This is a genomic window from Bacteroidia bacterium (assembly GCA_026932145.1).
In the GTDB taxonomy this organism is placed as follows: domain Bacteria; phylum Bacteroidota; class Bacteroidia; order J057; family JAIXKT01; genus JAIXKT01.
Genome location: JAIXKT010000019.1, coordinates 65,650 through 78,297, shown reverse-complemented (window position 1 = coordinate 78,297; position 12,648 = coordinate 65,650). Strand labels below are relative to the sequence as shown.

Genomic DNA, 12,648 nt, shown 5'->3' with positions numbered 1-12,648 from the left:
GCCTGCCCGCAATCCTTTTGTATCTTTGCAGGGTGAAAGTAGCATTCCATACCCTCGGGTGTAAACTCAATTTCTCCGAAAGTTCGGCACTCAACCGCCAACTGGAAGAAGTGGGGTTTCAATCTGTTGCCTTCCAGGATACTCCCGATGTGTTTGTGGTGAATACCTGCTCTGTGACGGAAAATGCCGACAAAAAATGCCGCAAACTCGTCGCTCAGGCCAAAAGGATTAATCCCAATGCCCTCATTACCATCATTGGGTGCTATGCCCAATTGAAACCAGCAGAAATTGCGGCTATTCCCGGCGTGAATGCGGTTTTGGGAGCTGCAGATAAATTCAGGTTGCCCCAGGTTCTGCAGGAACTGACAGCCACCCGGGAAACCCTGGTGCGTAATACCCCCATACGGGAAGTTAATGTATTTGAACAGGCCTGGTCGGCCGGTGATAGAACCCGGTCTTTCCTGAAAGTTCAGGATGGATGCGACTATAAATGCACCTTCTGCACCATACCACTGGCCAGAGGAAAAAGCCGAAGCGATACAATAGAAAATGTGCTCCGGAATGCCGAGGCTATTGCTGCTACCGGCGTACAGGAAATTGTTTTGACAGGCGTGAACCTGGGTGATTTTGGGAAAGGCACCGACAATGATTTCTTTGACCTGGTGCAGGCTCTGGATGCTCAGGCAGCCGTTCCCCGCATTCGCATTTCTTCCATTGAGCCGAATCTGTTGCACGACGATATTATCCGGTTTGTAGCCAATAGCAGGGTGTTTATGCCCCATTTTCATCTGCCCCTTCAAAGTGGCAATAATGAAATGCTGGCAGTTATGCGGAGGCGCTACCGGAGAGAATTATACGCATCCCGGGTAGAATACATCCGTCAGGAAATACCGCATGCATCCATTGGGGTGGATGTCATTACCGGATTCCCGGGCGAAAGCGAAGCTCATTTTTCCGATACGTGGCAGTTTATTGAAGATTTGCCCGTATCCTACCTGCATGTGTTTACTTATTCCGAACGCGCGGATACTCCTGCAGCAGAAATGGCCAATCCGGTACCCATTGCAGTTCGGCAGGAAAGAACGCGTAGATTGATATCCCTTTCCGAAAAAAAGAAGCTGGCCTTCTATCGGCAGTTTATCGGTCAGAAAAGGCCGGTATTGTTTGAAGCAGATCAGGAGGATGGAATGATTTCCGGCTTTACGGATAATTACCTGCGTGTGCAGCTTCCCTGGGAAGCATCCCTGGTGAATTCCCTGCTTCCGGTTCATCTGGAAGGCCTTGCACCCAATGGGAATCTGGATGGGCAGATTCAGTTGGTGAGAGATTCTATTTAATTTGAAGAAAATTGTTTAAAAGCCTGCCTTGAGCAGGCTTTTTTTGTGCTTGGTCCAAGTCCCCGCTTGGTCCAAGTCCCCGCTTGGTCCAAGCCCCCGCTTGGTCCAAGTCCCCGCTTGGTCCAAGTCCCCGCTTGGTCCAAGTCCCTGCTTGGTCCAAGTCCCCGCTTGGTCCAAGTCCCCGCTTGGTCCAAGTCCCCGCTTGGTCCAAGTCCCTGCTTGGTCCAAGTCCCTGCTTGGGTCAAGCCCAGAGATAACTCAATAAAAAAAGCCCGCGTGGAGCGGGCTTTTTTTATTCTTTAACTCAACAATTAATTCCGGTATAATACCTGCTTAATTGCCTCTATTGTTCTTTGCTTATTCGGCAGGTAAGCCTGAATCAGGGTAGGGGCGTAGGGCAACGGCACATCCATGCTGTTTACCCGCACAATCGGAGCATCGAGGTAGTCGAATGCTCTTTTTTGAATCATATACGCCAATTCACCACTCATGCTCGCCAAAGGCCAGGATTCTTCCACAATAACCGCACGGTTGGTTTTCCGCACAGATTCCACCAGTGTATCGTAATCAATGGGGCGAAGTGACATCAGGTCAATCATTTCACAGCTGATTCCTTCCTTTTCCAGCTCATTACAGGCATCCAGAGCCACATGAACCATTTTTCCGAAAGAAATCACCGTTACATCTGTCCCGGCTTTCTTAATATCAGCCTTGCCCAGCGGAATCAGGAAGTCCTCTGTGTCGGGTACCTCACCTTTCATTCCATACATTTGCTCAGACTCCATGAAAACAATCGGATTGTCATCCCGAATGGCCGATTTCAATAAGCCTTTGGCATCTCTTGGAGTTGAGGGGGTAACCACTTTCAGACCCGGACAGTTGGCATACCAGCTCTCAAAACACTGAGAGTGCTGGGAACTCAGCTGGCCTGCCGATCCACTCGGACCACGGAAAACCATCGGTGCACCAAAATGACCGCCACTCATGGACATCATTTTTGCCGCACTGTTGATCACCTGGTCAATGGCTACCAATGAGAAGTTGAAAGTCATAAACTCAATAATGGGACGTAACCCTACCATGGCTGCCCCTACGCCCACTCCGGCAAATCCCAGCTCAGCAATCGGGGTATCAATAATGCGACGGGCTCCGAATTCCTTCAGCATGCCCTCGCTTACCTTGTAGGCGCCATTATATTCAGCAACCTCTTCTCCCATCAGAAAAACCCGGTCATCCCGACGCATTTCTTCACTCATGGCTTCCCTCAGGGCCTCGCGAAACTGTATTACTCTTGTGCTCACTTTTTTGCTGTTAAAAAACCGAAGACAAAGTTAGCAGGAATCCTCCATTTATCCGATTTTTTGCCCTCAATTTCACCGCAAAAGCGTCACACTGCCCTGACGGGTTTCCTGCACCCCGATACAATTTAAACTGCTGATCACGAAAAAATAAACCCCGGACTCAGCAGGCCTGCCGTTCACCTTCCCATCCCAGAATAATTCCGGATTCCTCGCAGACCATATCAGATTACCCCAGCGGTCCCAAATGCTGATCTCAAATCGCTCCGGTTTCTTTAACTCCGGCCTGAAAAAATCATGAAATCCATCTCCGTTAGGGGTGAACACATTGGGCAGAAACCGAAATTGCTCCATGGGAATGGCCAGATCCACCGATTTCTCCAGAACTGTGGTACAGCTGTCGCTCCGAACATACATCCGCACCGGGAATTGCCCAATTTTCGGGAACTGATGAACCGGATTGTTGGCATCCGATATTTCCCCGTCTCCAAAATCCCACATCACATCCAGAGAATCAGATACCCCGGAAAAGAACCGTGCTTCCCGGCTGCAGGTGTCTGTCTCCCAGGTAAAGGCGGCAGGAGGTGCTGAAGCAAACCGAAAAGTATCCTGCAGCGTATCGGCACACCCCCCCGCCCAGGCAATCAGCGTGAGCACATACTGACCGGCACCCGGAAAGGAAATAACCTGTTCGGGGTTGCCCGTTCCTCCCGTTCCACTTTCCGGTTCCCATCGCAAGGAATCAGCCGTTGGACCAGTGTAGCTAAATTTTACTTCAGGATTGCACAGGGTATATTCCTGAGCCCAGCTCGCAAATGGCTGCTGCTCCAGAGTTATGGTTTTGACTGCCGTGTCCGACCCCATACAGGTAAATTCCCGTGCAATCATGCGAATGTCATAAGTCCCGTCGGCCGGAAATGCCTGCACCGGATTCTGCAAATTGGAGGTGTCTCCCGGCCCCATGCCAAAATCCCAGGAATACTGATCCGCACCCAGTCCCTGATAAGTAAACTGAACCGAGTATGGAGGACAGAGGGAGCTGGTCTGCCAGATGAAATCGGCAGAAGAGGTGGGCTCAAAATCAACTTTGAAGGCAGCAAGGTTGCAGTTGGTGCTGTTGTTGGTGTTGGATACAACCCCGCTGGTGGTGGGGAAGTCCGAATTGCCCCCGCATCCTGCACATACTGCATGATACACAATACCCTGGGGCGAAAAACGGGAGGTGCCCCCGTCCACATGTTCCTTGCTGATATTCCCACCCAGAAAGGTGCCATACAGCAAACCCGTCGCATGCTTCTTCAATACCATCAGGTAAAAGTCCGTGCCGTCGGTAGTGGCTTTCAATGCTCCCATTGTTACCGGAAGCCCTGTGGTATTCAGAAACTGGTTGGAGGTATTTCCTGTTCCCGGAAACTGACACCCCCATCCCGAACAGTAAATATTGCCACAACGGTCCACCAGGAAAGCTGTCGGGGAAATGTCAGGACCCTGCCTGCCTGCCCCAAAAACAGTACTGAACAGGTTGGTGCTCAGGGTGCTATCCAGGCAAATAATAAATTGTTTTCCTCCGGTGTTGAAGTACAGGGTGCCTCCGCCAAAACCCACAATCGGCATGGATCCTGTGCTCTGTCCGTACAGGTTAATTCCGCCATCTTCATCCGTCTGAATAAAATAAGATTGCTCCTCCCCGGAAGTGCCGATGAATGTGGAATGATTCAGGTTTTGTCCATCGCTGCTGAACACACTGGCAAATCCATCAATGGAGCCTCCGGGCGTACTCCGGAATGCCCCGCTAGTTACCGGAAAATCAGGACTGAGTGTGCCTCCCGTTACCAGCACTTTCCCCGATGCACTTACCTTCACCCCATAAGCAGCATCCTGATTGGCTCCACCCAGATAAGTCAGCCATCGCACCGAAAATAAGTCGGGTGAAAAACTTCCCACTATGCCATCCTGGGTGCCCGACAACGCATTCTGAAAACATCCTGCCGTTACCGGGAAATTGGCCGAGGCCGAATTGCTCGCCACAAAAATCTGATCCAGAGAGTCCACAAAAATTTCCCCCCGATACTCATCCCCATAATTGTAATTCAGTCCAAGCGCATTGTATCCGTCATCCCCTGCACCCCCGAGGTAGGTGGAAGCAAGTAACTGGTTGCCGGCTGCATTAAAACGGCTGATAAACAAATCATAGCCACCTCCCGGTGTCGGTTGTGTGGCCTGCACTATAGGGAAATTGTTGGATTCCGTGGTGCCCAATACCAATAGCTCATCCTGACTGTTTACCACAAGGGAATGGGGCTGATCTCCTGCTGAGCCACCGAGGTAGGTGGAATATATCAGCTGCGTGCCCGAAGCGTTGAATTTGGATATTGCAGCATCATACATCCCCTGAAAGGAACTCTGATAGGCCCCAAACACCGGATAACCCGCGGCATACACACGCCCGCCGGCATAGAGGTTTCCTGCATTGTCGTAAGTGGCTGTGAAGCCGAAATTATCCGCTACCGATCCGGTATAGCTGGAGAAAATCAGCGTGGGGTCAATCACCAGTTTCCCTTCCGGATACTGTCCCTTCAGGCAAAAGCGAATGACTTCCTCCTCCTGGCAAAACCCAATCTTAACAGGGATCTTTTCATTCTCCTGACCAGTAGGTACTATCCAGGCTACAGGAGGTGTTTCAGTCAGGGTGCGCACTGAAGTGAAAATGCGAAGCGACCCATCAGAGTCAATCCTGACAGAATCAGCGCCCATGTATCGAAACCCAATGGAAGCAGCATCTGACACACGCTGGCAGGTATAGGTGTAGCGCATATGTCCCGCCCATTCCTCCCAGAGTAAATGCACGCCGGGCCAGATATCTGGGTAGACAATCTGTGCATGAGCCTGGGCATCGGTTGCAAAATGGCCTGGATCATTACCGGTGAAATAATGGTAGCGAACCGCATCTGCGCCTACTCCCTTTGCCTCACAGTTTGGGCTGGTGCTGATGTATTCCAGGCGTAGTCCATGACAGCGTACAGCAGCATCCCGGCGTAGCTGATTCTCATGGGAGAGATCCTCCGGATGGGCCAGCTGAAAGGCAATACCGTAATTTTCAAAAAATGCAGCACCGGCTTTCAGGGATGCCCGATACCGGATGTGCGCCGCCCACTGCCCTTTATTTTCAATCGCCCGAAATCCCTCGCTTCCACCAGACCCATGCGCTCCCGCCACTCCGGTACAAACCGTAAGTAAGACCAGAATCCGCAAGAGTAAAAATCTGAACATAGATGGTAACAACAGATACTACGCCGTAATAACCCCCAAATTACCCATAAAGTTAATGCAATGACCTCAGGTAGTCAATTGCCGGGTTGAATGGTTCCCCTGCCATTCCAATCGCTGTCACCGAAGGTAATTGCGGGAGGAAGGGATGCACCACCCAAAGAGGAGGAGGCAGGTTTTTTCGGCATCGGATTCTTTTTTACCGTTATTTTGTTTCTCATTAGCGATGAAATCTATCAGTCTGGAGGAAATCCAGAAACCGGTTGAGGCCGAACTCCGGCAATTTGATGACCATTTCCGCGGGGCAATGAAAACCCGGGTAATGTTGCTGGATACCATTATGCGCTACATACTCCGGAGAAAAGGCAAGCAGGTGCGTCCCCTGTTTGTATTGCTCTCAGCACAGGTATGTGGGGGCATTCAGCCAGCTACCTATCGGGGAGCCGCCCTGGTGGAATTGCTCCATACAGCCACCCTGGTTCATGACGATGTGGTGGACGAAGCCGATGAACGCAGGGGATTCTTTTCCATTAATGCCCTCTGGAAAAATAAAATAGCCGTTCTCGTAGGAGACTTTCTCCTCTCCCGGGGTCTGCTTATGTCCTTGGAACATGATGATTTTAACCTGCTCAAAATAGTATCCAATGCCGTACGCCTCATGAGTGAAGGCGAGCTTCTCCAGATTGAAAAGGCCCGTCGCCTGAATGTGGACGAACCGGTATATTTTGATATTATTCGTCAGAAAACAGCATCGCTCATTGCTTCCTGCTGTGAGGTGGGGGCCGCCAGCGCCTGCAGTGACAAAGACATTGCAGAGAAAATGCGCCTCTTTGGCGAAAAGGTCGGCATCGCATTCCAGATAAAAGATGATCTCTTCGATTACGGTACCGCCGATGTGGGCAAACCCCTGGGCATCGACATCAAGGAGAAAAAAATGACCCTGCCCCTTATCCATGTGCTCAACAAGGCATCCTGGGCAGAAAGAAGGCAGATTATCAATGTGGTCAAAAATCACAATAGTAACCCGGCCAAAGTGCGCTGGCTGATGGATCTGGTTATCGGAAATGGTGGTATTTCCTATGCGGAAGAAACCATGAAACGCTACATCCAGGAGGCTTTTGAAATCCTGGATTCTTTTCCCGACAGCCCCAGTCGCGAGTCCCTCCGCCATCTGGTTCAATATACGATTGAACGAAACCGCTGAGTTGCCGGAGGTTACACCTGACCCATATTCCGGGATTTTGGTACTTTTGCAGGCAAATCAACCAATTTACTTTTACCATGAGTGTTCTGACAGTAGGATCCGTAGCCTTCGATGCCATTGAAACCCCATTCGGCAAAACGGATAAAATCATCGGTGGGGCTGCTACCTACATTTCCATAGCTGCATCCTATTTTGTGTCCGGAAGTGCAGTCGTTTCTGTAGTCGGAGGCGATTTTCCGGCAGAAGCCATCCTGGATATGAACCGTCGGGGAATCAATACCGATGGACTCGAAATCCGCCAAAATGAAAAGTCTTTTTTCTGGTCCGGTAAATACCACAACGACCTGAATTCACGCGATACCCTGGTGACAGAACTCAATGTGCTGGCTACCTTCAAGCCTGTTGTTCCTGCCTCAGCCTCCAAATCCCCCTTCCTCATGCTGGGGAATCTGACTCCGGATATACAGCGGGAAGTTATCGGGCAAATGACCGAAAGGCCCAAACTCATCGTCATGGATACCATGAATTTCTGGATGGACATTGCCATGGACAGCCTGAAAGAAACCATCCGCCTCGTGGATGTACTGACCATTAATGATGAGGAAGCCCGCCAGCTTTCCGGAGAGTATTCCCTCGTTAAGGCTGCCCGCGCCATCCTGCAAATGGGCCCCAAATTTTTGATTATCAAAAAAGGGGAACATGGCGCCCTGTTGTTCCATGGAAAAGAAGTATTCTTTGCCCCGGCCCTTCCCCTCGAGGAGGTGTTTGACCCCACCGGTGCCGGAGATACTTTTGCCGGAGGCTTTATCGGTTACCTTGCCAAAACCCGTGATATCTCCTTCCAGAATATGAAAAACGCTGTGATTTATGGTTCAGCCATGGCCAGCTTCTGCGTGGAGAAATTCGGTACCGAAAGAATTCTGAACCTCAGCCGTTCCGAAATCGTGGACCGCGCCAGACAGTTCATTCAGCTGGTGAATACCGACCTGAAACTCGAACTTCAGGATTAATCCTCCGCCCACCCCATGGTCCGATGGCATAAGGTTCTGGAACCTGATGGCCCCTGGCCCGACCGGGGAATTCCCTTTATGACCCTGGTGAGGGGCACAGAAATATGCCTGCTCCGCCTTTCTGATGGAAACTGGAGGGCCTGGCGGCCTGTTTGCCCCCACCAGCAGGCCAGCCTCAAAGGTATACGGCCCGACCCGGATGGATGCATCACCTGCCCTCTCCACCGGTATTCTTTTTCCCTGGATACCGGATATGAAAAACAGGGCAGGGGGCGTTTATACCTCTACCCGGTGGAACAACGCGATTCCGGTGTGTTCATCGGAATGGAATAATGGATTCAATTTTGCTTACAGGAACTTATGTCCGCACTCAATACAGCCCGTCATAAAGAATTGGAACACTCCAAAGGTTTTCTCGAAGGCCCCAGATCCAGATGGAGTGAATTTGTATTTACCCTCAGGGTTATGCTCGAGTTTATCAAAGGCTTTCGCACCCTGCATTTTGTCGGTCCATGTGTCACCATTTTCGGGTCGGCAAGGTTCCGGGAAGACCATCCCTACTACCAGTTGACGAAGGAAGTCGCAGCAGGTATTTCCCGCCTGGGTTTTACCATTATGACAGGGGGTGGGCCCGGTATCATGCAGGCAGCCAATGAAGGCGCCCGTTCGGTGAATGGCCCCTCCGTTGGGTGCAATATTATTCTTCCTTTTGAACAAAAGCCCAATCCATTCCTGGATAAGTTCGTTAACTTCCGGTATTTCTTCGTTCGCAAGGTTCTGTTGGTTAAGTATTCCTATGCCTTCGTTATCATGCCCGGTGGTGCAGGTACCCTCGATGAAATGTTTGAAACCATTACCCTGATCCAGACCGGCAAGATATCCTCCTTTCCGGTCGTATTGATGGGAAAAGATTACTGGCAACCCATGGTGGATTTCATGTATAAAATGGTGGCTGAAGGCACAATTTCCGAAAAGGACCTGGAATTGTTTTTTCTCACTGATGATGTTTCTGAAGCCATTGCGCACATAGAAAAGCATGCGGTGAGCCAGTTTGAACTGGATCGGAATAATCCCCGGCCCAACCGGAGTCGCATTCTCGCCGAAGCCTGAGTTAATATTTCTTCTGTTTTATCCAATGGGAATGGAAGAACCATACCCTGTTAATGCGTTATTATAAAAATATTTATAAATCGCTATGAGTGGATTATTATTCAGCAGATTGTGTAAAAAATTATATAAAAGTTTACTGTATGTGCCCGAAATTCAATAAAAATAGTCATTTCCTTGTTTCTGGATTTTATATATAAGTTTATTTAATGTAAATAGTCTTCCGAAAATCAGTTGGTAAAATGTATTCAAGAGGCAAAATCTATTTCTGGTAAGAGATTCTGTCTTTCAGGTTTTTGTAAATAAATTTATTTATCAATAAAAAATCCTTCCGGAAAGCCTGTGTCCCACAAAGTAAGGCCCTGGGGTTCCGCCATCGGCCGGGCCATAACGCCTTCCGGATTGTTAAGGTAATGGAGAAACTCGGATATGTCTTCATTCCGGTGTGCAATTCGCAGCATAGAGCCTGTGAGCATGCGCACCATCCCGCGTAAAAATCGGTCTGCCTGAATCTCAAAATACCACTGGTCTTCTCCAAAATGCCAATGCGCAAAATGTACCCGGCATCGCGTATGCTTTTGGCCGGTCTGTTGAATGGCAAAAGCACCAAAATCCATTTCGCCCTGTAATGCAGCCGCACAGGCAGTGAGCATTTCCGGTCTGGGCCTGTATCTCAGGCGAAGGGAAGTGTGGTGCAGAAAGGGGTTTTTCCCAAAATGCACATAATACCGATACTTTCTCCAGAGGGCACTGTACCTCACATGGGCACCCGGGATAGGAGATACCATAAACGCATTCGCGGCAATATCCGGAGGCAGCAGGTGATTTAAGTGTTGAAGGAAATTTTCTCCTGGTTCGACTTCCGTTTCAAAGTGCAAAATCTGCCCCCTGCCATGTACGCCGGCATCGGTTCTTCCGCAACCTAAAGAGGAAATTGGATGGCGCAGGATTTTTTCCAGCGCATCATTGAGTGTTCCCTGTACAGTAGGTAGATTGGGCTGGGATTGCCAGCCCCGATAGGCTGTTCCCAGATATTGTACTCGGAGAAAATACCGAGGCATCCTACACCCGTTCTACAATCATGGCAACCCCCTGACCAACCCCCACACACATGGTGGCCAGTCCGTAACGGCTGTTGTTTCTTTTTTGCAGCTCATGCACCAGCGTGGCGGTAATCCTCGCACCCGAACAGCCCAGGGGATGGCCAATGGCAATTGCCCCTCCGTTTACATTCAGGATATCCGGATTGTATTGCAATTCCCGGTGACAGGCAATGACCTGAGCCGCAAAAGCCTCATTGAGCTCAATCAGGTCGAGGTCTGACAGTTTTAGCCCGGCACGCGTCAGTGCCTTTTGCGTAGCAGGCACAGGCCCGATACCCATGATGGCCGGATCCACACCGGCTACCGCTGCCGATACTATGCGTGCAATCGGTTTCAGATTGTATTCCCGGATCATTTCTTCACTGGCGAGAATCGTCATGGCAGCACCATCATTGAGACCGGAGGCATTTCCAGCCGTTACACTCCCGTCTTTTTTAAACGCAGGTTTCAATTGTGCCAGTTGTTCCAGGGTAGATAAGCGGGGATGCTCATCTGTATCAAAAGTACGGGGCTCTCCGCCTTTTTTCAGGGGGGGAAGCGGGTAGGGGATTAGTTCCTCCTGAAACTTACCGGCTTCCTGTGCCTGTTTCCATTTCAGCTGGGTTTGCCAGGCAAAAGAATCCTGCTCTTCTCTTGAAATCGCATATCGTTCGGCCAGGTTTTCTGCCGTTTCTCCCATCACATATGGATGGTACAAAGCCGAAAGGGCAGGGTTGGTAAAGCGCCAGCCGAATGTGGTGTCAAAAAACTCAGGTAGTCTGCCATATGCCGACTCACTTTTAGCCATAACAAAGGGTGCACGGGTCATACTTTCCACTCCGCCAGCCAGTACAAAATCAGCCTGTCCGGCCTGGATGGATCGGGCACCGTCCAGAATAGCCTGAAGACCGGATGCGCACAACCGGTTTACGGTAACGCCCGCCACAGTGACAGGCAGGCCGGCAAGCAGGGCCGCCATTCGGGCTACATTCCGGTTGTCTTCCCCGGATTGATTGGCTGCTCCGGCAATCACCTCCTCAATCCTGTCTTTGGGTACGCCAGGATTGCGCTCCAGTATGGCTTTGATTACCCACGCAAGCATGTCGTCGGGACGCACTCCCGACAGGCTTCCGGCATATTTCCCGACCGGAGTACGGCAGGCATCCACAATGTAAACGGCTTTCATAATCTTATCCATTAACTTTGCCGCAAATTAACTCATATTGCTGATTTATGTTGCAACGGAAACAATCCCTCTTTTTACTCACTTCTGCACTATGCATGTTCGTCATGCTGGCTGCTCCATATTGGAAAATTTCAGATGCTGCCCACACCGTGGTGCTTTCAGGGGGGAGTATGGAATTAACGACAGCCGATGGTCTTCAGACGGTTATGGGGCCACTGGAGGATGGAATGCAACTGATGATGACGCTGTGGCTGACGATATCGGGCCTGTTGGCCCTGGTGCTGATATTTTTGTTCAAAGACCGGCCGCGCCAGGCTTTGATAGCCGGAATTTTGATGGTGATTGAACTCCTGACCGGGGTTTCTGCCGGGTGGATGGTGAGTCAGATGGAAGCGAAACTGACAGAGGCAGGGGCATCTGACCTGATTTCCGGCTACGAGTGGGGGGCAGCTTTGCCTGTGGTAGCCATGGTATTTGCCTGGCTTGCCCGTCGTAGCATTTTAAAAGACGAAGCGCTGGTTCGATCCGTGGACCGTTTGCGCTAATAGGTTCTGATTTAGGGATTTTGTTCGGATTTGAGTCTGGAAACTTCAGCTTCCAGCATCCGGATTACTTTTTCCTGCATTTGAATGGTGGTTTCCTGAGACCGGATGGTTTGTTGCATGGATTCTACCAGCATGGGGTCAGAGTAGTCGTGGTGATCAGCTCCTTCCTCCAGGGGCGGTCCTTCCGGTGCGGTGCTATTATTTCCACTCGGATCACCAAACGAAGACATGATATTTCCCTGTCCGGTAATGAGCCATTCCGGAGAGATGTTGTACAAACGGTACATGGCAATGATGATGTTGGAAGTAACCTCATTGCGTCCCTTTTCGATGTTGGAAATATAGGACTGCTTGAACCCCAGGCTTGTGGCCAGGTCTGCCTGTGTCAGCCGGAGGTGCTTTCGGGCAGTGATGAATCTTTTGATTACATTTTGCATAGTTGGTGGGAGAAGGCAAAGTGAAATAGCGGAGAATCGCCTGGTATTTAAGGTGATTTTAAGCCAAATTAATGGTAAAAATATCACTCTGGCAAATATAAATGTTTACAATCCAGCGGTGTGGAAAATCGTGTTGAAACTAAAAAAACAGGATTTTTTTATTTTTTTGGTGAAT

11 protein-coding genes are annotated in these 12,648 nt (G+C 50.1%); 6 read left to right on the top strand and 5 right to left on the bottom strand.

What is annotated here, in order from left to right; translation table 11 throughout:
- Nucleotides 1-32: 32 nt before the first annotated feature.
- Complete coding sequence (mtaB, locus tag LC115_05285) at nucleotides 33-1,337, top strand: tRNA (N(6)-L-threonylcarbamoyladenosine(37)-C(2))-methylthiotransferase MtaB (protein MCZ2356093.1); 1,305 nt, start codon at nucleotides 33-35, stop codon at nucleotides 1,335-1,337.
- Between the two features lie 311 nt (nucleotides 1,338-1,648).
- On the opposite strand, the gene LC115_05280 is transcribed toward mtaB, so the two are convergent.
- The gene (locus tag LC115_05280; protein ID MCZ2356092.1) at nucleotides 1,649-2,638 is read right to left on the bottom strand and encodes a pyruvate dehydrogenase complex E1 component subunit beta; all 990 of its coding nucleotides are present in this window, start codon (nucleotides 2,636-2,638) and stop codon (nucleotides 1,649-1,651) included.
- Nucleotides 2,639-2,710: 72 nt separating this feature from the next.
- Complete coding sequence (locus tag LC115_05275; protein MCZ2356091.1) at nucleotides 2,711-5,905, bottom strand: gliding motility-associated C-terminal domain-containing protein; 3,195 nt, start codon at nucleotides 5,903-5,905, stop codon at nucleotides 2,711-2,713.
- 223 nt (nucleotides 5,906-6,128) lie between these two features.
- Between LC115_05275 and LC115_05270 the strand changes: the two genes are divergently transcribed.
- The 4 genes from LC115_05270 (at nucleotide 6,129) to LC115_05255 (ending at nucleotide 9,226) form a co-directional block, all read left to right on the top strand.
- Nucleotides 6,129-7,106: a polyprenyl synthetase family protein gene (locus LC115_05270; GenBank protein ID MCZ2356090.1), complete on the top strand. Its 978-nt coding sequence runs from the start codon at nucleotides 6,129-6,131 to the stop codon at nucleotides 7,104-7,106.
- Nucleotides 7,107-7,183: 77 nt separating this feature from the next.
- The gene (locus tag LC115_05265) at nucleotides 7,184-8,116 is read left to right on the top strand and encodes a PfkB family carbohydrate kinase (protein MCZ2356089.1); all 933 of its coding nucleotides are present in this window, start codon (nucleotides 7,184-7,186) and stop codon (nucleotides 8,114-8,116) included.
- Between the two features lie 15 nt (nucleotides 8,117-8,131).
- Entirely contained in the window at nucleotides 8,132-8,449 is a 318-nt protein-coding gene (locus LC115_05260) for a Rieske (2Fe-2S) protein (protein ID MCZ2356088.1), read from the top strand.
- Nucleotides 8,450-8,476: 27 nt separating this feature from the next.
- Nucleotides 8,477-9,226 carry a TIGR00730 family Rossman fold protein gene (locus tag LC115_05255; protein ID MCZ2356087.1) on the top strand — a complete coding sequence of 250 codons (750 nt, stop codon included), beginning with the start codon at nucleotides 8,477-8,479 and terminating at the stop codon, nucleotides 9,224-9,226.
- Between the two features lie 305 nt (nucleotides 9,227-9,531).
- Here LC115_05255 and LC115_05250 read toward each other — a convergent pair whose 3' ends face one another.
- On the bottom strand, nucleotides 9,532-9,984 hold the full coding sequence (locus LC115_05250; protein ID MCZ2356086.1) for a hypothetical protein: 453 nt from the start codon (nucleotides 9,982-9,984) through the stop codon (nucleotides 9,532-9,534).
- A 301-nt stretch (nucleotides 9,985-10,285) separates the two neighbouring features.
- Nucleotides 10,286-11,491, bottom strand: coding sequence for an acetyl-CoA C-acyltransferase (locus tag LC115_05245; protein ID MCZ2356085.1), 1,206 nt, complete (start codon nucleotides 11,489-11,491; stop codon nucleotides 10,286-10,288).
- 47 nt (nucleotides 11,492-11,538) lie between these two features.
- Here LC115_05245 and LC115_05240 point away from each other — a divergent pair, with 47 nt between their 5' ends.
- Entirely contained in the window at nucleotides 11,539-12,036 is a 498-nt protein-coding gene (locus LC115_05240; GenBank protein ID MCZ2356084.1) for a DUF4293 domain-containing protein, read from the top strand.
- An 11-nt stretch (nucleotides 12,037-12,047) separates the two neighbouring features.
- Here the strand turns inward: LC115_05240 and LC115_05235 are convergent, their stop codons facing one another.
- A complete protein-coding gene (locus LC115_05235; protein MCZ2356083.1) occupies nucleotides 12,048-12,473 on the bottom strand; it encodes a helix-turn-helix domain-containing protein in 426 nt (141 codons plus the stop codon).
- Nucleotides 12,474-12,648 lie beyond the last annotated feature (175 nt).